We start from the raw sequence: 23,972 nt of genomic DNA, 5'->3' as shown, positions 1-23,972 counted from the left end.
CTTTCGGTTGCGGTGCCATGATGGGCGGCGGGGGGCTTTAGTGCCAGAGTTTCGTGGTGGCGTAGCTGACCGCGCCGCCGGCCCACATCGCATCGACACCGAGGCCGAGCGAGAAGCCGGTGAAATCGAAGGGAGCATCGGAGAACCACATGGCGACCGGGGCGTTGCTGGCGGGCAGGGTGGTGACGGTGCCGTAGACCGCGCCGCCGATCCGGGTGTTGCCGGGCTTGAGGACTGAGAAGACCAGCTCTTCCTCGCCTGCCAGATCGGTGGCTGCGCCGATGGCGGCGGTGGTGTACAGGCGGGGCGCCCAGGCGAAATCGAGGTCGATGGAGTAGCCGGTTTCTTGCAGGGTGCTCTCGCCGACGCGGCTTTGCAGGCCGATGGTGATGGTGTTGAAGCCCATGCGCTTGAGCGTATCGAGGCTGGCGCGGAACTCGGGGTTGGCGGCGAGGATGCGCTTGACGGCCGCGCCGTTGCGGGTTTCCAGCGCGGCGACGAGGGCGGAGGCATCGCGCTGGCCGGGCAGGGTGGCGCGCAACTCGGTGGCGGCGTCTTCGATGACGTTCAGATACTGGGTGGCGGCCCAGCGGATCTTGTCGGCGCGGTTGCCGCCGAAGATCTGGCCGAGATCGAGCTTGGCGGGGCGTGCGCTGCCTTCGCCCGGCACCACGCAGCGCCCGAAGTGGTTGGCCAGCCCGGCGCGGCAGGACATCGCGTTGCTCGGGCGCTCGCAGGCGGCCAGCCCGGCGCTGCCGCAGGGGCGGCAGGTGCCGCCCAGCTCGTGCAGCCATGCGCCGCACTGCGGGGTGGCGGGGGTTTCCAGCGCGCAGGCCTGCTGGCCGTTGCCGCCGCAGCTTTTGGCCTCGGCGCGGGAGGCGGGGGAGAGGGCGCAGAAGGCGAGCCCGAGGGCGACGAGGATCAGGGCGGTTTTGAGAAGGGTTTTCATTGGGCTGTCCTCCGGGGCTGGGGCTGTGGTTTGCGTTGCGATGACATCAACCTGCCTGAGCCGGGGGCTTGGCGGCATGGGGCCAATACCCCATTCGCAGGGCGCAGCAGGGCGCGGGGCCGTGCGCGCCCATAGCCAGCGGGCCTTGCCCTGCGGGTGGATGGCGTCTTAGGTGCTCGGGGAGGAAAGCGAATGACCCAGAAGCCTTGCATCATCTGCGTTGCCATCACCGGCAGCGTTGCGCAGAAGTCCGACAACCCGGCGGTGCCGATCAGCATCGAGGAGCAGGTGGAATCGACCCATGAGGCCTTTGAGGCGGGGGCGGCGATTGCCCATTGTCATGTGCGGATGCCGGATGGGTCGCCCAGCTCTGATCCGGAGCGCTTTGCCCGGCTTCAGGAGGGGTTGAGGGCGCATTGCCCAGGGATGATCGTGCAATTCTCGACCGGCGGGCGCTCTGGCGCGGGGCAGGCGCGGGGCGGGATGCTGCCACTGCGGCCCGAGATGGCCTCGCTTACGGTGGGCTCCAACAACTTTCCGACGCGGGTCTACGAGAACCCGCCCGATCTGGTGGATTGGCTGGCCGCCGAGATGACCCGATATGAGATCACCCCCGAGATCGAGGCCTTCGATCTGTCGCATATCCACCGCGCCGTTGCGCTGCACGAGGCCGGGCAGCTGCCGGGGAAACTTTATATCCAGTTCGTGATGGGGGTGAAAAACGCGATGCCAGTGGATCGGGATGTGTTTGACTACTACATCCGCACCGTCGAGCGGCTTGCCCCCGGCACCGAGTGGTGCGCTGCCGGGATTGGCCGCAACCAGATTGTGCTGAACGACTGGGCCATCGCGGCGGGCGGCCATGCCCGCACCGGGCTGGAAGACAACGTGCGCCTCGACAAGACCACGCTCGCCCCCTCCAACGCCGCCCTCGTGCGGCGGACGGTGGAGATTTGTGACAAGTACGAGCGCCCCGTGGCCAGCTGGCAGCAGGCGCGCGAGATACTGGGGCTGCGCGCCGCTGCGGCCTAGGCGGCGGCGCTGGCCGCCTGCCGCCGGGCGGTGAGGGTGTGCAGCACCACCAGCGCGGCGGCGAGGGCGAGGCCGACCGACATGATCACCGGGGTCTTCCAGAGCACCAGCACTGCTGCCAGCAGGCGCAGGGCGATCTCCCAGCGCGGCATTGGGCCACGGTCAAACCGGGCCAGCGCCGAGGCGATGAGGTAGAGCGCGAGGACCAGACGCAGGCCGAGCACGGCGAGTGCGCCCCAGTCCACCGTGCTGCTGTAGCCTTCGATCAGGGCCTTGCGGCCGGTGTCGTCGGTGATGGTCACCGCCTCTTCGATCAGCAGCAGCTCGGGATACCACGCGAAGATGAAGGGGATGGTGAACATGACGATCCCGACGCGCACGGCGGCGATGCCGGTGCGCATTGGCTCAGTGCGGGTGATCGAGGCGGCGGCGAAGGCGGCAATCGCCACGGGCGGGGTGATGGCCGAGGCCACGGCGAAGTAGAAGACGAACATATGCGCGGTGAAGAAGCTCACCCCGAGGTTGGCCAACAGGGGGCCGAGCAGCAGCGCCACGTTGACGTAGGCGGGCACCGTGGGCATGCCCATGCCCAGAAGGATGGCACAGAACATCGCGCAGGTGAGCGCGAGCATCAGGTAGACGCCGCCGACGATCTTGATCTCGAAGCCGAAGAGGCTGATCTGCTGGGCGTTTTCCAGCCATGTGGTGACGGCACGGGTCAGCTCGCCGGTCAGGCCGCTTTCGTTGAGGAAGGCGGCGATGATCGACACCGCGAAGAGCAGCAGGAAGAGGCGCGACAGCAGGATGCCGCCATCGGCCAGCGAGACCAGCACGCGGCGCGGCGCGGCGCGGGTGCCGGGATCGAGGAAGAGCAGCGGCAGCAGCACGATCACCGCCCACCAGCCTGCCGAGACGGCATCGCCGGTGGCGTTCTTGATCGTCTGGGTGACGCCTGCGGGAAGGATCGTGGCGAGCAGCCCGCCGTCCACCGCGTCCTTGTTGCCGAGCAGCAGGAAGAGGATGGTGAGGATCGGCACGAAGATGATGATGAGATTCAGCCAGTCTTGCCGGTTCATCACCAGATCTTCGGGGATGTCGCGCATTGGCTCTACCCGGTCGCGCCGGGCCTGAAACATCACCGCGAGGAAGATCGAGAAGAAGAAGCAGAGCGCGGGCAGGAAGGCGGCGGTGATGACCTTGGTGTAGGGCACCGCCGTCAGCGCGACGAGCACGAAGGCGGCAACGCCCATCACCGGCGGCATGATCTGCCCGCCGGAGGAGGCCGCTGCCTCGACCCCGCCTGCGAATTGCGGTGAGAAACCGTTGCGCTGCATCATCGGAATGGTCAGCCGCCCGGTGGACAGCACATTGGTCACCGGCCCGCCGGTGATGGTGCCGAACATGGCCGAGGAGACCACAGCCGCATGGGCCGGGCCGCCGCGCAGGCGGCTTGTGGTGCGCACCGCCAGCTTGATCAGCGAGGTGCCCCCCGCCGATGTGCCGAAGAGCGCGCCGAGGATCACATAGGGAAAGACCTGATTGACGACGATATCCATGAAGCGGCCCATGAAGCCGTCTGGAGAGATGAAGACATTGGTGGCCTTCTGCACCGCTGCCGCAACCACATCGCCGCCGTCGGCGCCCAGTTTGGTGAGCAGGAAGTTGTTGGACGAGAGGTCAAACACCCAGATCAGCGCGGTGCCAACGGTGTAGACCACCACGACGCTGGCGACGATCACCAGCGGCAGGCCCCAGACCCGGACGTTATAGAGGAAGAACAGCGTGATGATGGTGAAGAGCAGCGGGATCGTCCAGATGCCGAAACGGGCCTGACAGGCAGGCACTTCGGCCTCCAGCGAGATGCCCGGGATCACCCCTGCGGAGCGTTCTGCCGCCTCCTGCATCAGCCGGGCGCGCTCGCCGCTGATCTGATCGAAGAGGCAGACCGAGTCGAGCTCGACCAGGTAGCCAAGCGCCCCGAGGAAGGCGGCGAGGATCAGACCGGCATCGAGCAGAAGGCCCAGCCATGCCAGATGCGGTTTGTCTTGCTTCCAGGCCCGGTAGACGCTGGAATCGAGCGCCACGATGAGCATCATCACCAGAAAGACCGGCGGGTAGAAAAACTCGGGCGCAAAGCCCGACACGCGGAAGAACGGGCGGCCGGTGACGTCGCGGGCCCAATCTTGCAGGCCGGCGATTTCGGGCATGGTGTTGATCATGCCGACGATCACGAGGAGCAGGGCAAGAACCAGCGCAATGCGCTGTCCGAGCGGACGCGTCAGGGAAGGGTTGGTCATGTCACCGGGCCATTTGGGGGCAGGGGCGTGGCCGGGAGCCCGGCCACGCGGGAGTGTGAGTGCGGATCAGGGGCGCAGGCAGTCTGCGATGGTGTGACCTGCGTCTTCGAAGGCGCGGATGGCGCCGGGGTGCATCTTGATCTGCACCGCGCCACAGGCACCTTGGCTGACGCCGTCGATATCGCCGAAGCTCATCATCGCGTAGGGGCCGCGCGGCGAGCCCTTGATGAAGCGATCCTGACCTTCGAGGTAGGCCTTGGTGATGTCGTAGACGAGTTGCTCGTCGAGCCCGGCGGGCACGATCTGGCCGAATGCGGTGGCGAAGCTGTCGAAGGTATCATCATCGGTGACGATGGTAATGTCATTGCCGTCATAGGCGGCGCGGAAATCTTCGACCGGCACGGAATAGGGCGCATGGCCCGGTGCGGCGAGGATCTGCTGGCCGAGCTCGCTGGCGAGCAGGTCGGAGGGAACATCATGGATGGTGATGCCGCCCACGGCGGCCAGCGCGATTTCGCGGCCCGAGGGCAGGCCTTCGGGGATGGTCCAAGCGTCGGCGCCGCCGCCGGTGATGGTGGACACGGTATCGGGCCAGGGCGTCTGGATACCTTCGTAGCCTTCACCGTCCTTGAGGCCGGAGAGCAGCTGGATCATCGCGCGCCCGGAGGTGAGCGCCGCGCCGCGGGGCGGGCCGTTCCAGATGCGCTTGCCTTCGAGGTTGCGAATGTCTTCGATCGGGTTGTTGTTGTAGTAGCCGAGCATCTGCGCCGAGCCTGCGTTAAAGAAGATCACGCGGATGTTCGCGGCGAGCTCTGCGCCCTTTTCGGGGCCGACACCGGCATAGGGGCCGATGCCCTTGGAGAGCAGGAAGGGCAGGATCAGCGGGGCGGGGGCCATATCGAGCCGGCCCTCGGCCACGGCCTGCACCGAATTGGTGAGGGTGGCGCCTTCGGTGATTTGCAGCGTCGCAACGCCCGCGCTGTCGAGCACAGCGGCCAGCGTGCTGTCGATGTAATGGGGCGTGGAACCCGGGGTGGTGGTTTCGGCGGTCAGCGTGGCCTGCGCAGATGCGGCAAGCGGTGCAAGCGCCAGCGCGGCGCCCAGAAGCGTTTTTTTCATCAGATATCCTCCCTTGATGTCGCGCCGACCTCCCGGCTTGCACGAGTGCCCTTTTGGGGGCTGCTCTGAGACTGGCAAAAAATATATGACTTGTCACGCATTTATTTTTCGGGCTTTATCAGAGCCGTGGAGGAGACAGATGAGTGACCCGGAAAAGATCGACCCCGAGCGGATTCGGGACAGGCGCGCGCATGAAGAGCTGAACATCTTCTCGCGCCTCCCGGCTGTTTACGCGGCCTCGCGCAAGCAGGGGCAGCGTTTTCTTCAGATCGGTGGCGGCATCTCGATCGTGGAGTGGCGGGTGCTTTGGGATCTGTGCGAGGCGGGGCCGATGACGATCCGAGACCTTGCCGCGATCCAGCGGGCCGATCACTCGCTTCTCAGCCGCGCCCTGCCGGAGATGAAGCGCAAGGGCTTGGTAAACATGGCGCGCGCCACGCAGGACAAGCGGCAGACGATCGTGGAGATCACGCCGGAGGGCCGCGCCGCCTATGAGGAGGCCGCGCCTGTCATGGCGCTGCGCCGCGCGGCGTTGCGCGAGGTGCTGGGGGAAGAGGAGACGCGCCAGTTCATTGCGCTGCTCGACAGGGTGGAGGCGTTTTTGCGCACGCCCGCAGATGAGATTTTGAAGAAGGACATGGCGCAATGAGTGACCGCCCCAACGTGCTCTGGATCATGGCTGACCAGCTGCGTTTCGACTATCTGAGCTGTTACGGCCACCCGCATCTGCACACGCCCCATATCGACGCGCTGGCGGCGCGCGGCGTGCGTTTCAACAACGCCTATGTGCAATCGCCGGTTTGTGGCCCCTCACGGATGAGCGCCTACACCGGGCGCTATGTGCGCTCTCACGGCTCCACCTGGAACGGGATGCCGCTTCGTATTGGCGAGCCCACGCTGGGCGACCATCTGCGCAAGGCGGGGGCGCGGGCGGTGTTGGTGGGCAAGACCCATATGACCGCAGACGCCGAGGGCATGGCGTGGCTCGGCATCGACCCGAAGAGCGAGATCGGCGTGCGCCGGGGCGAATGCGGCTTTGAGCCTTTCGAGCGTGATGACGGGCTGCACCCCGACAGCCCACGGCAGAACTGGTCGGCCTATGATGACTACCTCGTGGCCCATGGCTTTGAGAGCGAGAACCCTTGGGAAGACTTCGCCAACTCGGGCGTCGATGACGATGGTGAGCTGCTTTCGGCCTGGCTGCTGAAGAACTCGCGCCTCGCGGCGAATGTGCCCGAAGAACACTCCGAAACCGCCTATATGACCGACCGCGCGATGGCCTTCATGAAGGAGGCCGATGCCGATGGCCGCCCGTGGATGTGCCACCTGAGCTACATCAAGCCGCATTGGCCCTACATCGTGCCCGCGCCCTACCACGACATGTATGGCCCCGAGCACATCATCCCGCCGGTGCGATCCGAGGAGGAGCTGGCGACGGATCACCCGCTGGTGGCCGCCTACCACAAGGCGCGGGTGTGCAAGAGCTTCTCGCGCGACCATGTGCGCGAGCATGTCATCCCGGCCTACATGGGGCTTATCAAGCAGTTGGATGACAATTTGGGGCGACTGTTTGCGTGGATGGATGAGACCGGGCGCAGCGAGAACACCATTGTTGTCGTCACCTCGGACCATGGCGATTACATGGGCGACCACTGGATGGGGGATAAGGACTTCTACCACGAGATGGCGGTGAAGGTGCCGCTCATCATCTGCGATCCGCGCCCCGGAGCGGAGGCCACGCGCGGCACGGTCAGCGATGAGCTGGTGGAGATGATCGACCTCGCCCCCACCTTCATGAACGCGCTGGGCTGCCCGGCCAAGCCGCATGTGATCGAGGGCCGTGACCTGACGCCGCTGTTGCACGGCACCGATGGATTTTCGCGGCGCTATGCGATCAGCGAGCATGATTATCACTGGTCGGATATGGCCCGCACGCTGGAGCAGCCGCAGGAAGAGGCCCACACCACGATGATCTTTGACGGGCGGTGGAAATACATCCGCTGCGAGGGCTTCCGCCCGGTGCTGTTTGATCTGGAGACGGACCCGCAGGAGCTGACGGATCTGGGCGCGTCTGAGGCCGCCGAGCATGTGGAGGTGCGCGCGAGGCTTGAAGCCGCCTTGCTGACATGGGCCACGCGGCACCACACGCGGATCACCGCCACGCCAGAGGTGCTGGCCCGCCAGAAGCGCGCCGCGGACTCCGGGATCCTGATCGGGTTTTGGGATGAGGCGGAATATGAGCAGGCGACGGGGAAGGCCTTTGACGACCTCAAGCCGATGGGGCGGCCCTGACGCTGGCGCGCGGTGCCTAGGCGCTTTTGCGCGGGACGAGGTGGCCGATAAAGGCGTTCATCTTCTTGGCGGGTTTCTTGCCTTCGAGCACCTCAACCAAGGCATGGGCCATCTCGGTCAGCGGCTGGCGATAGGTTGTAAGTTCATAGTGCGGGCTGGAGGCCTGGGGCACGTCATCGAACCCGGTGATGGCGATGTCTTCTGGCACGCGCAGGCCCAGCTCGTAGCGGATCGCGTCGATCGCGCCCATCGCCAGCGCGTCGTTCTCGCAGACCAGAACATCCGGCAGCTCTGACCTTGGCTTGTTGCGAAAGAGTTCGGTCACAAGGTCATAGGCCATTCTCGGATCATACCGCTCGACCGAGGCAAAGGCGGGGCGCTGGCCGGTGATGTCTTGCCATAGCGAAAGGAAGGTGTCCTTGCGCTGAAGGTGGGCCGACTGGGTTTGCGGACCGGCGATGAAATGGGGGTTGCGATAGCCCGCCGAAAAGACGTGCTGGGTGAGCGCTGTCATCGCCGCGCGATCATCGCAGAGGATCGAGATCGTATTGTCGTTTCTCGACATTCGGGCAAACACGATGAGCTTTTTGACCCTTCGGGCCCCGAGCGCGGTTTCGAGGCTTTGGTCATTGAAGCTGACGCCGATCAGCACCGCGGCATCGACACGCCTCTGGCTGGCGTTGAGGAGGGCGGCGGAGGCGTCTTTCTCGTCGCTGGTGTTCACCAGCAGGGTGTCATAGCCGCTTTGGCGCAAGATGCGCGTCAGCCGTTCCATCATCACCAGCTTGTGCGGGTTGGCGAAATCATCGACGAGGAGCGCCACAAGATGGGTGCGGTCTGTGGCGAGGCTGGTTGCCAGAAGGTCGGGAACATAGCCGAGCGTTTCGGCGGCTTTCATCACCTTTTCCCGCGATTTGGCGGAGATCGAGGCATCCTTCTTGAAGGCCCGGTTCACGGTCCAGCGGGAGACGCCGGCAAGGGCGGCAACGTCGTCTGCCGTGATTGAACCGTCCTGATCCTTCATCGTGTTGCTGAGCCTCTCATCGGTGAAGTGCTTGGAATCGCGTGCGACCCGGAAGCGTGGCGTTGGTTGAGGCTACACCATACCTGCACCCGCGTGCAAAAAAATCTTGCACGCGGGTGCAAAAGGGTGAATGTTGATTAGACAAACGGGAATCGGGAGGTCTCAAGATGCGGGTTGGGTTGCTCGGTGCAGGGCGCATCGGAAATGTTCACGCACAAGCCATTTCTTCGCATCCGGAGAGCGACCTTGTCGCCGTCTCCGACGCTTTCGAGAAGAATGCGCAGGCATTGGCCAAGAGCTACGGGTGCGAGGTGCGCTCTTCGGATGAGATTATTGCAGACAGCTCCATTGATGCGGTGCTGGTTGCGACATCCACCGATACGCACTCTGACCTGATCGAAGCTGCTGCCGCGGCTGGCAAGGCGGTTTTGTGCGAAAAGCCGGTGGACCTCAGCCTTGAGCGGGCGAATGAATGCCTGCGCAACGTGGGCGACAAGGCCTCCAGCATCATGATCGGCTTCAACCGCCGGTTTGACCCGAACTTCGGCACCCTGAAGGCCGCGATTGATGCGGGCGAGATTGGCAAGGCGGAGCTGCTGTCGATCACATCCTTCGACCCCGCGCCGCCGCCGGTGGAATACATCAAGGTGTCTGGCGGCCTGTTCCGCGACATGATGATCCACGATTTCGACATGGCCAACTTCATCATGGGGCAGGCGCCGGTTTCGGTTTCTGCCGTGGGCACATCGGTGGTTGATCCGGCAATCGGTGAAGCCGGTGATGTGGATACCGCCGCCGTTACGCTGACCTACGCCGATGGGCGCATTGCGGTGATCAAGAACTCGCGACGCGCGGTTTATGGCTATGACCAGCGGGTTGAGGTGCTTGGCTCGGAAGGGCTGCTTCAGGCGCAGAACATGCTGGAAAACACGGTTGTCAAATCCACGACCGCCGGTGTGAGCAGCGCCAAGCCAACCTACTTTTTCCTTGAACGCTACATGCCGGCCTACAAGGCCGAGTGGTCTGCCTTTGTTGAGGCTGTTCAGGGCAAGTCGGCGATGCCGGTCAACCTGCATGACGGGGTTGCCGCGCTGGCGATGGCGGAGGCTGCAACGCGCTCTGCCAAGGCGGGCACGCCCGTGGCGCTGGCCGACGTTTGAAGATTTCAGGCTGCGGGGAGGCAGCCTGACACGGAGCACTCGCCCGGAACGGGCGAAGCGAATTACGCGACCCGTTCGCGTGAAGAAGCTGCCGGTTTGACCGGCAAGAACGGAAACCAAGGGAGGAAACTCACATGAAAACCTTTTTGAAAGGCGCATTTGCTGCTGGTGCCATGGCCGTTGCGGCCCCGGCCGTGGCTCAGGACATCTCGGTTGTTGTCCACGGTCAGGCGAACGATGCGTTCTGGTCTGTCGTCAAGGCGGGCGTTGATCAGGCGGCTGCCGACACTGGCGCGAACGTCTCCTACAACTCGCCCGAAACCTTTGACATGGTTCTGATGTCGCAGCTGATCGACGCCGCTGTGAACGAAGAGCCCGATGGGCTGATCATCTCTTTCCCCGACCCCGACGCGCTTGGCCCGTCGGTTGAGCGTGCCATTCAGGCCGGCATTCCGGTGATCACCATCAACGCTGGTGGCGCACAGGGCAAAGAGCTGGGCACCGCGATGCACGTGGGTCAGGACGAGTATGACGCCGGTGTTGCCGCCGGTAAGGCGCTGGCCGAAATGGGCGGCTCCAACGCGATTTGTGTGAACCAGGAAGTTGGTAACCTTTCTCTCGACCAGCGTTGCGCTGGCTTTGAAGAGGGCTTTGGCGGCACCGTGACCGTTCTGCCGACCACCAATGACCCGGCCGAGATCGAATCCAAGGTTGCTGCTGCGCTGGCGTCCGACGAGAGCGTTGACACGGTGATGGCGCTGGGTGCCTCCACCGCTGGTGAGCCCTCGGTGGCTGCTGCCAAGGCCTCTGGCCGTGACGTGAACGTGGCGACCTTCGACCTTTCCGCGGGCTTCCTGCAGTCCATCGTTGATGGCGACGCGGCCTTTGCGCTCGACCAGCAGCAGTACCTGCAGGGTTACATGGGCGTCTCCATCATGGCGCTGCAAGCCAAGTACGGCCTGATGCCCGGTGGCGACATTGCCTCCGGCCCGAACCTGATCACCGCCGACAAGGCTGCTCAGGTGATCGAACTGTCCTCGCAGGGCATTCGCTAAGCTCCGACCAGCAAGACCACGGAAGCGGCACAGATCGGTGCCGCTTCCAACTCATATGGGAGAGGGCGCAATGAGTGATACCACACCAAATCCAACGACAGACGAGCGGATCAAGGCTGAGTCCCTGATATCGCGATTGATGAAGAGGCCCGAGCTGGGTGCCATTGCAGGCGTTGTGCTCGTCGCGATCTTCTTCTTGATCACCGCGGACTCCGCGATGTTCACCACCTCGGGCATTATCAACTTCCTGACCCCGGCTGCTCAGCTTGGCATTCTCGCCATCGGCGCCGCGATGCTGATGATCGGCGGAGAGTTTGACCTTTCCATCGGCTCGATGGTCGCCTTTGCCGGCCTGTTCTTCGGGGTTTGCATCATGGTCTGGGGCCTGCCTCTGATTGTTGCGATCCCGCTGACGTTTGTTTTTTCTGCGGGTGTTGGTGCGATCAACGGTGTGATCGTGATCCGCTCCGGGCTGCCGTCGTTCATCGTGACGCTGGCCTTCCTCTTCATCCTTCGCGGCCTTTCGCTTGTTGGCCTGAAATGGGCCTCTGGCGGCTCTACCCAGCTTCGCGGCATCCGTGACGCCACCGAGAACGACTGGCTGGCGCCGCTCTTTTCTGGTGATGCGTTTCCGGGTCTGTTCGCCTGGCTGGCTGAAATGGGCATGGTCGAGACCTTCAAGAACGGCACACCCAAGGTGACCGGCATTCCGGTAGAGATCCTTTGGTTCATCGCGCTGGCTCTGGTTGCGACCTACATCCTCTTGCGCACCCCGGCGGGCAACTGGATCTTTGCTGCTGGTGGCGACTCCACGGCCGCTTCCAACTCCGGTGTGCCCGTCAACAGGATCAAGATTTCCCTGTTCATGGTCACCGCCTGTTGCGCTGCCCTTGTTGCCATCATCACGGTGATCGACGCGGGTTCGACCGATGCGCGGCGCGGCTTCCAGAAGGAATTTGAAGCCATCATCGCTGCGGTGATCGGGGGCTGCCTTCTGACCGGGGGCTACGGCTCTGCGATCGGGGCGTTCTTCGGCTCCATCATCTTCGGGATGGTGGTTATCGGCCTCACCTACACCAACTTCGATCAGGATTGGTTCCAGGTGTTCCTGGGCGGCATGCTGCTGATCGCGGTTCTCTTCAACAATGCCATTCGCAAGCGCGTTACGGGGGAGCGTTGATATGACCGATGACAGCAAATTCCACCACGGCGATGTGGACGACAGCAAGGCTCCGATTGTCCAGATGAAGGACATCCAGAAGCACTTTGGCAACATCATCGCATTGGCCGGTGTCAGCTTTGATATCCGCCCCGGTGAGTGCCACTGCCTTCTGGGCGACAACGGCGCCGGCAAATCGACCTTCATCAAGACGATGTCGGGCGTGCACCAGCCAACGCACGGGGAAATCCTGTTCGAAGGCAAGCCGATGAGCTTTTCCACGCCGCGGGATTCAATGGAGGCCGGTATTGCCACCGTGTTTCAGGATCTCGCAATGATCCCGCTGATGTCGGTGGCACGCAACTTCTTCATGGGGCGCGAGCCGACGAAGGGGCGCGGGCCGACCAAGCGGTTTGACGTGGACAAGGCCAACGAGATCACCATGACCGAGATGCGCAAGATGGGTATCAACCTGCGCGGACCGGATCAGGCGGTTGGCACCCTGTCGGGCGGTGAACGGCAAACGGTTGCCATTGCCCGCGCGGTGTTTTTCGGGGCCAAGGTGTTGATCCTCGATGAGCCGACCTCGGCGCTTGGCGTGCGGCAAACCTCCAACGTGCTGGCGACCATCGACAAGGTGCGCTCGCAGGGTGTGGGTGTGGTCTTCATCAGCCACAACGTCCGGCACGCGCTGGCGGTGGGCGACAGGTTTACCGTGCTTAACCGGGGCAAGACCCTCGGCACGGCGAAACGTGGTGAGATCAGCCCGGAAGAACTGCAGGATCTCATGGCCGGTGGTCAGGAACTTGCCCAGCTGGAAGGCTCGCTGGGCGGGACCATCTGAGACGGAACCAGCAACACCGTTCACGTGCCTCCCTGTAGTCGTGAACGGTGTAGGGGCTGGCGGAAGCAATTCGGCCAGCCCCACGATGTGAACAACTAAACTGATAGGCGCTGCCATGTCGAAACTCGATCTTATCACGATTGGCCGATCCTCGGTGGATCTCTATGGAGCCCAGATTGGCGGGCGGCTGGAGGATATGGGCTCGTTCGACAAGTATATCGGCGGCTCCCCCACCAACATCGCCTGCGGCACCGCGCGGCTTGGCCTGAAATCGGCGGTCATCACCGGCGTGGGCGACGAGCACATGGGCCGCTTCATCCGCGAGCAGTTGGAGCGTGAGGGCGTCAACACAGATGGGGTGAAGACGGACCCGGACCGGCTGACGGCACTGGTGCTTCTGGGCATCCGCGACCAAGAGCAGTTTCCGCTGATCTTCTACCGCGAGAACTGCGCCGACATGGGGCTGACCGTCGATGACATCGACCCGGAGTTCATCAAGCGCGCCCGGGCCGTTGTGGCGACCGGCACGCATTTGAGCCACCCGCAGGTGGAGGCGGCGACGATCAAGGCGCTGGAGATTGCCCGGGAGGCCGGGCGGCAGACCGCGCTTGATATCGACTATCGCCCGAACCTCTGGGGCGTGGCCGGGCATGGCGACGGCGAGAGCCGCTTTGTGGAGAGCGAGGCGGTGACGGCGAAGTTGCAGACGAGCCTGCACCTGTTTGACCTGATCGTCGGCACCGAAGAAGAATTCCATATCGCGGGCGGCTCGACCGATACGATCGAGGCGCTGCGGGCGGTGCGCGCGGTGTCCAAGGCCACGCTGGTGTGCAAGCGCGGCGCGGCGGGCGCTGTGGCCTTTACCGGCGAGGTGCCGAACAGCCTTGATGACGGCGAAGCGGGCCCCGGCTTTCCGATTGAAGTGTTCAACGTGCTTGGGGCGGGTGATGGCTTCATGTCTGGCCTGCTGAAGGGCTGGCTGGATGGTGAAGATTGGCCGACAGCGCTGAAATACGCCAACGCCTGCGGCGCTTTCGCGGTGAGCCGCCACGGTTGCACCCCGGCCTATCCGAGCTGGGAAGAGCTTCAGTTTTTCTTTGAGCGCGGGATCAAGCGGCCTGACCTGCGCAATGATGTGCAGCTGGAGCAGGTGCATTGGGCCACCAACCGGCATGGCGACTGGTCGTCGGTCAAGACCTTTGCCTTCGATCACCGGCTGCAGTTGGAAGAGATGGAAGGCTACACGCTCGACAAGGGCTCGGCCTTCAAGGAGCTGTGCCTTGAGGCGGCGCTGAAGGTGCAGGACGGGCAACCGGGCTTTGGCATTTTGTGCGACAACCGCATCGGGCGCTCTGCGCTGCACAAGGCCACCGGCTCCGGGTTGTGGATTGGCCGGCCAACCGAGCTGCCGGGGTCGCGGCCCATCGAGTTTGAGCCGGAACTGGGCGAAGACCTGGGCCGTCTGCGCGAGTGGGCGCGGGAGAACGTGGTGAAACTTCTGGTCTTTGTGCATCCGGATGATGATGCCGAGATGAAGGAAAAACACCTTACGCGCGTGAAGCGCCTGTTCACCGCTGCAAGGCGCAACGGGCTGGAATTTTTGCTGGAAATCATCCCGTCGAAGGTTGGCCCGGTGGATGACGAAACATCGGCAACCCTCATTCAGTGGTTCTATGATGTGGGTGTTTACCCCGATTGGTGGAAGCTGGAGCCGTTCAAGACCGAAGCCGCATGGCACAACGCCGTGCAGGCCATCGAGCGGAACGACCCGAACACCCGGGGTATCGTGGTGCTTGGCTTGGACGCGCCCGAAGCGGAATTGGCGGCGAGCTTTGAGCTGGCAGCCAAGCAGCCTCTGGTGAAGGGGTTTGCGGTGGGGCGCACGATCTTTGGTGATGCGGCGCGGGCTTGGCTGGCGGGCAGCATCACCGATGGTGAGGCCATCGAAGAGATGACCACGAACTACACCCGCCTGTGTAAAATTTGGGACAAGGCGCGGGCCGATGCCCGCCTGAACTCGGAGTGATGCAATGAGCAAGACAATCCGACTGACAGCCGCGCAAGCCATGGTGCGCTATATCGCGGCGCAGCAGAATGACGATGGCGAACGGTTCATCGAAGGGTGCTGGGCGATCTTCGGGCACGGCAACGTGGCCGGCATTGGCGAGGCGCTGCATGCCGCCAAGGACGCCTTCCCGACATGGCGCGGCCACAACGAGCAGACCATGGCCCATGCTGCCATCGCCTACGCAAAGCAGTTGGGGCGGCGCAAGGCCATGGCGGTGACCTCCTCCATCGGCCCCGGTGCGGCCAACATGGTGACAGCGGCGGCGCTGGCCCATGTGAACCGCCTGCCGGTGTTGCTGATCCCCGGCGATGTGTTCGCCGACCGTGGCCCCGACCCGGTGCTGCAACAGGTTGAAGACTGGGGCGACGGCACTGTGACCGTGAATGACGCCTTCAAGCCGGTGACCCGCTATTTTGACCGCATCATGCGGCCCGAGCAGTTGCTGACCGCCCTGCCAAGGGCCTTCCGCATCATGACCGACCCGGCGGAATGCGGCCCGGTGTGCCTGTCGTTCTGCCAGGATGTGCAAGCCGAGGCCTATGACTACCCGGTGAGCTTCTTTGAGCCGCAGGTTTGGCGGCAGCGCCGGATCCGCCCCGACGAGGGGGAACTGGCCGATATTGCGGAGCTGATCCGCGCCGCGAAGCGCCCGGTGATCGTGGCCGGGGGCGGGGTGCATTACAGCGGCGCGACCGAGGCGCTGGCCAGTTTTGCCGAGGCGCACAACATTCCGGTGACCGAAACGCAGGCGGGAAAATCGGCGCTGCCGTGGGATCACGCGCTCAACCTCGGCCCCATCGGCGTGACCGGCGGCGAGCCGGCCAACACTGTCTGCGCGGAGGCGGATGTGGTGATTGGCGTTGGCACCCGCTTTCAGGATTTCACCACCGGCTCGTGGGGGCTGTTTGCCAACCCCGAGCGCAAGCTGATCTCGCTCAACGTGGCGGCTTATGACGCCATGAAGCACGGCGCCGCGCCGCTGCAATCGGATGCTCTGGTTGGCCTCGGGGAATTGGGCGACGCGCTGGAAGGCTTTGTTGCGCCCGGCAAGACGGAGGGGCTGAAGCCGGATTGGTTTGGCAAGGTCGACCCGCTGACCGATGCGCCTGAAGACAGCAACCAACTGCCCAGCGACATGCAGGTGATCGGCGCGGTGCAACGGGCCGCAAATGAAGAGACCGTGGTGATGTGCGCCGCTGGCACCATGCCGGGCGAACTGCACAAGCTGTGGAAGGCGGGCAAGCCCGGCTCCTACCACATGGAATACGGCTTTAGCTGCATGGGCTACGAGATTGCCGGGGCCATGGGGATCAAGATGGCCCAGCCGGAGCGCGACGTGATCTGCTTTACCGGTGACGGCACCTACATGATGGCCAACTCGGAAATGGCGACAGCGGCGATGATGAGCATTCCCTTCACCGTCGTGGTCACCGACAACCGGGGCTATGGCTGCATCAACCGGCTGCAGATGAGCACCGGCGGGGCGGAGTTTAACAACCTGCTCGATCACTCGATCGGTGGCGAGAACTCGGCCATCGACTTTGCCAAGCATGCCGAGGCCATGGGGGCGACGAGCCTCAAGGTCAGCTCGATTGCCGAGCTGGAAGAGGCGCTGGCCAAGCGGGCAGGGGCCAAGGGGCCTTATGTGATCGTCATTGATACCGATCCCTACGCGAGCACGGAGCCGGGTGGCACCTGGTGGGACGTGGGCGTGCCGGAAGTCAGCGAACGCGCGGAGGTGAAGGCCGCGCGGGCGAAGTACGAAACCAAGAAAAAGCAGCAAAGGGCAGACTGATGGCTGTGAAGATCGGCATTTCCCTGATCGCCTGGCAGAACGACGACCTGCCGGAGCTGACCAAGGATTACACCACCGAAGGCGCGATGGAGGATGCCGCGAAGATCGGCTACTCGGGCGTTGAACGCGGCCGCCGGATGCCGGCCGATACCGAGGGCCTGCGCGAATATCTGGAGCGCTATGGTGTGTCGCTGTGCGGTGGCTGGTGCTCTGGCAACCTGCTGGTGACGACGGTTGAAGAAGAGCAGGCCGCGATCCGCCAACAGGTGCAGCAGTTCGCCGCCCTGAAGGCCCCCTGCATCGTGTACGCGGAGTGCTCCAACACCATTCAGGGCATGATCAACACCCCCGTCAGCCAGCGCCCCAAGCTGAGCCGCGAGGAGGTGATGGCCTATGGCGCGAAGCTCTCGGAAGTGGCGAAATGGGCGCGCGGCGAGGGTGTGGACCTGAGCTATCACCACCACATGGGTGCGATGGTGCAGGACGCCGAAGACATTGACTGGCTGATGGAAGGCTCGAGTGACGACCTGACGCTGCTCTATGACACCGGGCACCTGCACTTTGCGGGCGCCGACCCGCTGGCCGTTTTGGACAAGTGGGGCCACCGCGTGCATCACGTTCACTTCAAGGATGTGCGCCAGCCGGTGCTTGATTGGGTCAACGGCGAAGACAAGAGCTTTCTTGATGGGGTCGCCGCCGGGGTTTACTCGGTGCCCGGCGATCCGGAAGGCTGCATCGACTTTCAGGCCATCACCGACAAGCTCAAGGCGATGGACTATGACGGCTGGATCGTCGTCGAGGCAGAGCAGGATCCGGCGAAGGCGCCGCCCTTCGAGTATTCCAAGATCGGCTTTGACCACATCACCGAAATCTGCGGCCGCTCCGGCCTTGCAATCGAGAAGTAGAGACTATGGCTGACCTTCTGAGAAAACCCTTTGGCACACGCGGCAAGGTGCACCAGATCACCCCGGAAAGCGCCGGTTGGCGCTATGTCGGCTTTTCGCTCTATCGGCTGAAGGCGGGCGACAAGGCCGCCGAGGTGACAGGCGACCGCGAGGTGATCCTCGTTATGGTCGAGGGCAAGGCCAAGATCACGGGTGCCGGGCAGGATTGGGGCGTGCTGGGCGAGCGGATGGACGTGTTCGAGAAGACCCCGCCCCACTGCCTCTACCTGCCCAATGGCTCCGAATGGGAGGCCGTGGCCGAAACCGATTGCGTGCTGGCTGTTTGCTCGGCCCCCGGTCTCGGCGGGCATGAGGCGCGGCGTATTGGCCCCGATGGGATCACCCTCGCCACGCGCGGCAAGGGCACAAACACCCGCCACATCAACAACATCGCGATGGAGAACGAGGACTATTGCGACTCGCTTCTCGTGACCGAGGTCTTCACCCCGGCGGGCCACTGGTCTTCCTACCCCAGCCACCGCCATGATGAAGACGACTACCCGCGCATCACCTATCTCGAAGAGACCTACTACCACCGCCTGAACCCCGCCGATGGCTTTGGTATCCAGCGGGTCTACACCGATGACGGGCAGTTGGATGAAACCATGGCCGTCAGCGACGGCGACGTGGTGCTGGTGCCCCGTGGCCACCACCCCTGCGGTGCGCCCTACGGATTTGAAATGTACTACCTCAACGTAATGGCCGGCCCCCTGCGCAAGTGGCGTTTTGTTCCTGCGCCGCCGGTTCAATGGATCATGGAGCGGGACGCCTGATATGACTGCACCCTTTCAACTCGCCGCCTGCGCCGAAATGCTCTGGCAGGACCAGCCGATTGCATGGCGCGCGGCGAAGCTGCACGAGATGGGCTTTGGCGTTGGTCTCTGGAACTGGCCGGAGTGGGACTTGGACGCGCTGGAAAAGACCGGCGCGAACTTCACCATCATGAACGGCTACCTTGAAGGCCGCCTGGCCGATGACGAGGGCGCCGAGATGCTGCTGAAGTCGGCGCGGGAGACGGCGCAGGTTGGCAAGCGGCTTGGCGTGGACCGGCTGAACCTGCACGGCACCGGCCTTGGCGATGGTGGCATTCCGATCTGGCAGCATGATGTAACGCCGGGTGCGATGTGGCTGAAGGCGCGCGACACGCTCAACCGCATCTGCGATCTGGCTGAGGAAGAAGGCGTTGTTTTCACGCTGGAAAACCTCAACCTGCTCGATCACCCCGGCTGCCCCTTCGGCTCGACCGAAGATGTGCTGGCCCTCGTATCGTCAGTTGACCGGCCACAGCTGCGTATCAACCTCGATCTCTACCACACGCAGATTGGCGAAGGGGATCTGGTCCGCTGGTGCGAGAAGTGTCTGCCGTGGGTTGGCGAGGTGCAGGTGGCCGACAACCCGGGCCGGTGCGAGCCGGGCACGGGCGAGATCAACTACGCCGGTGTGGCGCAGGCGCTTTCCAAGATGGGCTATTCCGGCCCGGTTGGCATGGAAGCCTTCGCGCAGGGCGACGAGGTTGCCGCGTTGGAGGCTTTCCGGGCGGCGTTTACGCTCTAGGCTTTGAAATGAGGAGCGCGGCGCCCATTGAACGGATGCCGCGCTTGTGCCCTTACGAGGGGCCAGTAGGGACAGGGGCCAAAGCGGTGCCGAGGGTGCGCTCAGCCCTGGACCATGATCGCCCGGAAATCATTTACATTGGTCAGGGTTGGCCCTGTTGTCACCAGACAGCCGAGTTGCTCGAAGGCGGTGAAGCTGTCGTGAAACTCCAGCATCCGGCGCGTGTTGATTCCGAGACGGGCTGCCTCCTTCGGGAAGCTCGCATCGACAATGGCACCTGCGGCGCTCTCGGTTCCGTCGATGCCATCGGTATCGGCTGCGACTGCGGTGATGCCGGCATGGCCATCGAGCGCGAGGGCGAGGGACAGCAGGAACTCTGTATTGCGCCCACCCCGGCCCGGCGTTCTGTCACCCACGGTTACGGTGGTTTCGCCGCCGGAGATCAGCACGGCGGGTGCGGCGGCTGGCGTGCCGTGGCGGGCGACGGCCTTGGCCATGCCCGCCATCACGGTGCCAAGCTCGCGCGACTCCCCTTCCAGCGCATCGCCGAGAAGGATGGGTGTTACCCCCGCCGCCCGCGCCACCTCTGCCGCGGCGTCGAGGGAGGCCTGCGGGGTGGCGATGAGGCGGTAGTCGGGCTGAAAATTCGCCGCGTTGGGGGAGGGGGTGCGCAGCATCTCGGCGGCGGCTTCCGGGAGGGCGGCGCCGAGCTTTTCGACCAGATAGGAAAGATCTTCCTGCGCTGTCGGGTCTGGCACGGTTGGCCCGGAAGCGATTGCCTCGGGGTCATCGCCCGGCACATCGGAGATTGCGAGGGTGACAAGCCGCGCCTGCCCGGCGGCGCGCGCAAGGCCACCGCCCTTTACCTGCGAAAGGCGACGGCGCACTTTGTTCATCTCGGAGATCGACAGGCCGGATGACAGAAGCAGCCGGTTTACGGTGATGAGGTCATCCAGCGTCAGCGGCGGTCTTGGCAGGGTGAGCAGCGCAGAGCCGCCGCCGGAGAGCAGCGCGAGCACCAGATCATCGGGCCCGGCGCTGGCGGCGGCTTCCATCACCTCAAGCGTTGCCGCCTGCGCTGCTGCGTCGGGAACCGGGTGCGCGGCTTCGCGCACGGTGGTCCTGTCTGTCGGTACGGCGTGACCGTAGCGGGTAACGACGATGCCGGAGAGGTCGACATCGGGCCAAGCCAGCTCGACCGCCCGTGCCATCGAGGCGGCAGACTTGCCACCGCCAACCACGATGCAGCGCCCGTCTGGTTTTTGGGGGAGGTGGGGCGCGAGCACCCGTGCAGGGTCTGCCGCGCCGATCGCGGCCTCCAGCATTTTCTGCAGAAGGCCGCGCGCGTTGTCATCCGTCATCGCGGAGGCTCAGATGTTTTCGCCGCGGATCGCTTCGCAGACCGCGTCGGTCACCTCTTGCGTGGTGGCCTTGCCGCCGACATCGGGCGTCAGGACGCCATCGGCGCACACCTTTTCCACCGCCCGCATCAACCGCTTTGCGGCATCAGCTTCGCCGAGGTGCTCAAGCATCTGGGAGGCGGTCCAGAAGGTGGCCACCGGGTTGGCGATGCCCTTGCCGGTGATGTCGAAAGCGGAGCCGTGGATGGGCTCGAACATCGAAGGGTAGCGGCGCTCTGGGTCGATGTTGCCAGTGGGGGCAACGCCAAGGCTGCCCGCCAGCGCACCGGCGAGATCCGAGAGGATATCGGCGTGCAGGTTGGTGGCGACGATGGTGTCGAGGCTCTTGGGATCCTTGACCATGCGCACTGTCATGGCATCAACCAGCATCTTGTCCCATGTCACATCGGGGAAGTCCTTGGAGACTTCCTCGGCGATCTCGTCCCACATCACCATGCCGTGCCGCTGGGCGTTGGACTTGGTGACGACGGTGAGGAACTTCCGGGGGCGGGACTGCGCGAGCTTGAAGGCATAGCGCATGATCCGCTCAACCCCGGTGCGGGTGAAGATGGAAACTTCGGTGGCCACCTCTTCGGGGAAGCCCTTATGTGCACGGCCGCCGACGCCTGAATACTCGCCCTCACTGTTCTCACGCACAATAACCCAGTCCAGGTCACCGGGGCCGACACCTGCGAGCGGGGAGGTTATTCCCGGCAGGATCTTGGTAGGACGGACGTTCGCATATTGGTCAAAGCCCTGGCACAGCGGCAGGCGCAGGCCCCAGAGCGTGAGGTGATCGGGCACATCCGGTGCGCCGACCGCGCCGAAGAAGATGGCGTCGAAGTCCTTGACCTGATCGCGGCCATCCTCGGGCATCAGTGCGCCGGTTTTCTTGTAGCGCTCGGAGCTCCAGTCAAATTCGGTGACGTCGAGGGTAAAGCCGCCATCGCGCCGGGCGAGCGCCTCGAGCGCCTGCAGGCCTGCTGCGATCACTTCGGGGCCGATCCCGTCTGCCGGGATAGAGGCGATCCTGTAGGTTTTCACCGCATCCGTTGCCGCTTGCGTGCCGCCGGACGGCGAGGTTGCCGTATCCCCATCGTTCAGGATCGTCATGCTATCTCCTCCTCATGAACGCTCGTTCAGTTTGAGCGCGAGCTTACAGGTGAGGGTTCGGGCTTCTCAATCGAGCACCGATTATATACGCTTTCGCAATAAACGTCGAAACGGATCCCCATCGTGAACATCACGCAACTGAAGTGTTTTCTGGCGGCGGCAGAGGTGCTGCACTTTGGGCGTGCCGCGCAGTCGCTGGATATTCTTCCGGCGACGCTTGGGCGGCATGTGAAGCAGCTGGAGGATCATCTGGGTGTGGCCCTCTTTCAGCGGACCACGCGGGCGGTGGCGCTGACCGAGGCGGGCACCCGCGTGCTGGAAGATGCGCGCGCGTTGATTGCGCAGGCAGAGACGCTGGAGGAAAAGGCCCGCGCCGTGCGCAGCGCCGAGCCGCATGTGCTGCGGGTGGGGGCCATCGACAGTGCCGCCGCCGGGCTGATTCCGCAAATCTTGCAACCGCTGCACGAGGCACGGCCAGGGCTCGAAATTCAGATCATCGAGCAGAAAACCATCTACCTTTTGCCGAAACTCCTGAGCGGTAGCCTCGACATCGCCTTCTGCCGGCCACCGGATGTGCGCGACCCGAAGCTGGTGTTTCGTACGCTATTCTATGAAACCGCCGTTGTGGCCCTGCCGAAGTCGCATCCGCTGGCGGACCGCGAATCGATCGAGATTGCCGATCTTGCCGAAGAGCCGCTGATCGTTCCGGACCGGCGGTCGAGGCCGCATTCGCATGATTTGACCATGTCGCTATTCCTCGGCGCCGGGCTGACGGCGCGTGTGGCGCAGATCGCGGAGGAAAAGCAGACCATTGTGAACCTCGTGGCCGCAGGCACCGGGCTGGCGATTGTGCCGCGTTGGACCGCGCGGCTGAGGGTTGAGGGCGTGCGCTTTTTGCCGCTGGCCAAGACGGATGCGACCTCGCAGGCGAAACTCATCCTCGCCGCCGCATGGGCAAGGGGCACCCGCGACCCGCTGAGGGATGATTTCTTGCATGTTTTGAACCTTCAGCTGGAGGCGCTGGAGGCCTCGGCCTGATTATATCAAGAGTGAATATAATCCGTGCTGAATTGAGTCCGGCACGGTCCTTCTCCCAATGTTCAAGGCGGAGGATGTGCCGTGTTCCGGTGCATCAAATGGGAATACACGGAGGAGGATACCATGAAATTTACCACAATTATTGCTGCCGCAGCATGCGCAGTGGCCTTGCCGGCCGCCGCTCAGGACAAGTCTGACTGGCCCAGCAGCCTGACCATCGGCACCGGCAGCCAGGGTGGCACCTACTTTGGCTACGGCAGCGGCTTTGGCGCGATGATCAGCGAAGAGCTGGGCGTTAACGCTGGCGTCGAGATCACCGGCGGCCCGGTGCAGAACGTGACCCTCGTGGAAAGCGGCGAGCACCAGCTTGGTTTTGTCACGCTTGGCCCCGCAGACGAGGCCCGCCGCGGTGAAAGCCCGCTGATGCCGGGTGTGCCGCATGAGAATGTGCGCGCGCTGTTCCCGATGTATCAGACCCCGCTTCAGGCGGCTGTTCTGGCATCGTCCGACATCGAAAGCTTTCAGGACATGGCCGGCAAGCGCGTTGGCGTTGGCCCGGCTGGCGGCACCTCGGCAACCTACTGGACCCGCTTCTTTGAGAACGCCGAAGGCTATGAGGGTGTGAACATCTCCAACGCTGGCGGTTCGGATACGGCCGGGCAGCTCAAGGACGGGCTGATTGACGCCTTCGTTTATGCTGCGGGCCTGCCCACCGGCGCCTATGCCCAGCTCGCCGTGGAAAACGACGTGCGGTTCATCTCGATGGATGACGAGACCCTGGCGACGATGAAGGAAATCGTTCCGGCCATGGCCGAGTTCACCATCCCGGCCAACACCTACGAGGACCAGCCTGAAGATCTGCAGACCGTTTCGCTGTGGAACTTTGCCATCGCGCATCAGGACATGCCCGAAGAGCTGGCCTATGCGATCACCGCCCTCGCCATGGAAAACCACGAGCGGATGATGACGAACCACGCGGCTGCCAAGGAAACGCTGCCGGAGAACGTTGCCAAAAACACCGTGATCCCGTTCCACCCGGGTGCTGCCCGCTGGTTCGAAGAGAACGGCTATGAGGTGCCCTCGGTCGACTAAGACCAAGGCACTGGCAACAACTCGTTGATGTCAACAA

At 63.9% G+C, this 23,972-nt stretch carries 20 protein-coding genes; 14 read left to right on the top strand and 6 right to left on the bottom strand.

The window, feature by feature from the left end; all coding sequences use genetic code 11:
- Positions 1-37: 37 nt before the first annotated feature.
- Positions 38-949, bottom strand: coding sequence for a hypothetical protein (locus tag FHY55_RS16110; protein ID WP_140015156.1), 912 nt, complete (start codon positions 947-949; stop codon positions 38-40).
- A 192-nt stretch (positions 950-1,141) separates the two neighbouring features.
- On the opposite strand from FHY55_RS16110, the gene FHY55_RS16105 reads away from it, so the two are divergent.
- Complete coding sequence (locus FHY55_RS16105) at positions 1,142-1,981, top strand: 3-keto-5-aminohexanoate cleavage protein (protein WP_140015155.1); 840 nt, start codon at positions 1,142-1,144, stop codon at positions 1,979-1,981.
- Here FHY55_RS16105 and FHY55_RS16100 read toward each other — a convergent pair.
- The gene (locus FHY55_RS16100) at positions 1,978-4,278 is read right to left on the bottom strand and encodes a TRAP transporter fused permease subunit (protein ID WP_140015154.1); all 2,301 of its coding nucleotides are present in this window, start codon (positions 4,276-4,278) and stop codon (positions 1,978-1,980) included. The two genes, FHY55_RS16105 and FHY55_RS16100, sit on opposite strands and share 4 nt — an antisense overlap.
- Before the next feature lie 66 nt (positions 4,279-4,344).
- Positions 4,345-5,397 (bottom strand): TAXI family TRAP transporter solute-binding subunit, encoded by a 1,053-nt coding sequence (locus tag FHY55_RS16095; protein ID WP_140015153.1) that lies wholly within the window; start codon positions 5,395-5,397, stop codon positions 4,345-4,347.
- A gap of 139 nt (positions 5,398-5,536) precedes the next feature.
- Here FHY55_RS16095 and FHY55_RS16090 point away from each other — a divergent pair, with 139 nt between their 5' ends.
- Both FHY55_RS16090 and FHY55_RS16085 read left to right on the top strand, forming a co-directional pair.
- Positions 5,537-6,046, top strand: a complete 510-nt coding sequence (locus FHY55_RS16090) for a MarR family winged helix-turn-helix transcriptional regulator (RefSeq protein WP_168223033.1) — start codon at positions 5,537-5,539, stop codon at positions 6,044-6,046.
- Positions 6,043-7,689, top strand: coding sequence for a sulfatase-like hydrolase/transferase (locus FHY55_RS16085; protein WP_140015151.1), 1,647 nt, complete (start codon positions 6,043-6,045; stop codon positions 7,687-7,689). The genes FHY55_RS16090 and FHY55_RS16085 overlap by 4 nt, the downstream gene beginning before the upstream one ends.
- Before the next feature lie 16 nt (positions 7,690-7,705).
- Here the strand turns inward: FHY55_RS16085 and FHY55_RS16080 are convergent, their stop codons facing one another.
- Complete coding sequence (locus FHY55_RS16080; protein WP_140015150.1) at positions 7,706-8,713, bottom strand: LacI family DNA-binding transcriptional regulator; 1,008 nt, start codon at positions 8,711-8,713, stop codon at positions 7,706-7,708.
- Positions 8,714-8,880: 167 nt separating this feature from the next.
- Here FHY55_RS16080 and iolG point away from each other — a divergent pair, with 167 nt between their 5' ends.
- From iolG to FHY55_RS16035, 9 genes are all read left to right on the top strand, one after another.
- Positions 8,881-9,873: an inositol 2-dehydrogenase gene (gene iolG / locus FHY55_RS16075; RefSeq protein ID WP_140015149.1), complete on the top strand. Its 993-nt coding sequence runs from the start codon at positions 8,881-8,883 to the stop codon at positions 9,871-9,873.
- Positions 9,874-10,007: 134 nt separating this feature from the next.
- Positions 10,008-10,928, top strand: coding sequence for a sugar ABC transporter substrate-binding protein (locus FHY55_RS16070; protein ID WP_140015148.1), 921 nt, complete (start codon positions 10,008-10,010; stop codon positions 10,926-10,928).
- A gap of 70 nt (positions 10,929-10,998) precedes the next feature.
- Positions 10,999-12,108: an ABC transporter permease gene (locus FHY55_RS16065; RefSeq protein ID WP_140015147.1), complete on the top strand. Its 1,110-nt coding sequence runs from the start codon at positions 10,999-11,001 to the stop codon at positions 12,106-12,108.
- 1 nt (position 12,109) lies between these two features.
- Positions 12,110-12,931 carry an ATP-binding cassette domain-containing protein gene (locus FHY55_RS16060; protein ID WP_210410498.1) on the top strand — a complete coding sequence of 274 codons (822 nt, stop codon included), beginning with the start codon at positions 12,110-12,112 and terminating at the stop codon, positions 12,929-12,931.
- Positions 12,932-13,046: 115 nt separating this feature from the next.
- A complete protein-coding gene (gene iolC / locus FHY55_RS16055) occupies positions 13,047-14,957 on the top strand; it encodes a 5-dehydro-2-deoxygluconokinase (protein WP_140015146.1) in 1,911 nt (636 codons plus the stop codon).
- Between the two features lie 4 nt (positions 14,958-14,961).
- Positions 14,962-16,794, top strand: a complete 1,833-nt coding sequence (gene iolD / locus FHY55_RS16050) for a 3D-(3,5/4)-trihydroxycyclohexane-1,2-dione acylhydrolase (decyclizing) (RefSeq protein WP_140015145.1) — start codon at positions 14,962-14,964, stop codon at positions 16,792-16,794.
- The gene (iolE, locus tag FHY55_RS16045; protein WP_140015144.1) at positions 16,794-17,699 is read left to right on the top strand and encodes a myo-inosose-2 dehydratase; all 906 of its coding nucleotides are present in this window, start codon (positions 16,794-16,796) and stop codon (positions 17,697-17,699) included. The genes iolD and iolE overlap by 1 nt, the downstream gene beginning before the upstream one ends.
- A gap of 5 nt (positions 17,700-17,704) precedes the next feature.
- A complete protein-coding gene (gene iolB / locus FHY55_RS16040; protein ID WP_140015143.1) occupies positions 17,705-18,511 on the top strand; it encodes a 5-deoxy-glucuronate isomerase in 807 nt (268 codons plus the stop codon).
- A 1-nt stretch (position 18,512) separates the two neighbouring features.
- A complete protein-coding gene (locus FHY55_RS16035) occupies positions 18,513-19,292 on the top strand; it encodes a TIM barrel protein (protein ID WP_140015142.1) in 780 nt (259 codons plus the stop codon).
- Between the two features lie 101 nt (positions 19,293-19,393).
- Here FHY55_RS16035 and FHY55_RS16030 read toward each other — a convergent pair whose 3' ends face one another.
- Positions 19,394-20,653 carry a glycerate kinase gene (locus tag FHY55_RS16030; RefSeq protein ID WP_140015141.1) on the bottom strand — a complete coding sequence of 420 codons (1,260 nt, stop codon included), beginning with the start codon at positions 20,651-20,653 and terminating at the stop codon, positions 19,394-19,396.
- Between the two features lie 9 nt (positions 20,654-20,662).
- Entirely contained in the window at positions 20,663-21,736 is a 1,074-nt protein-coding gene (locus FHY55_RS16025) for a tartrate dehydrogenase (RefSeq protein WP_140016155.1), read from the bottom strand.
- 192 nt (positions 21,737-21,928) lie between these two features.
- Between FHY55_RS16025 and FHY55_RS16020 the strand changes: the two genes are divergently transcribed.
- Together FHY55_RS16020 and FHY55_RS16015 are read left to right on the top strand one after the other, a co-directional pair.
- Positions 21,929-22,843, top strand: coding sequence for a LysR family transcriptional regulator (locus FHY55_RS16020; RefSeq protein WP_140015140.1), 915 nt, complete (start codon positions 21,929-21,931; stop codon positions 22,841-22,843).
- A gap of 123 nt (positions 22,844-22,966) precedes the next feature.
- A complete protein-coding gene (locus tag FHY55_RS16015) occupies positions 22,967-23,935 on the top strand; it encodes a TAXI family TRAP transporter solute-binding subunit (RefSeq protein WP_140015139.1) in 969 nt (322 codons plus the stop codon).
- The last annotated feature ends 37 nt before the right edge of the window (positions 23,936-23,972 follow it).

It is taken from the genome of Oceanicola sp. D3 (assembly GCF_006351965.1).
Lineage (GTDB): Bacteria > Pseudomonadota > Alphaproteobacteria > Rhodobacterales > Rhodobacteraceae > Vannielia.
Note: the sequence above shows the minus strand (reverse complement) of the source record. Positions and strands in the feature narration are given on the sequence as shown.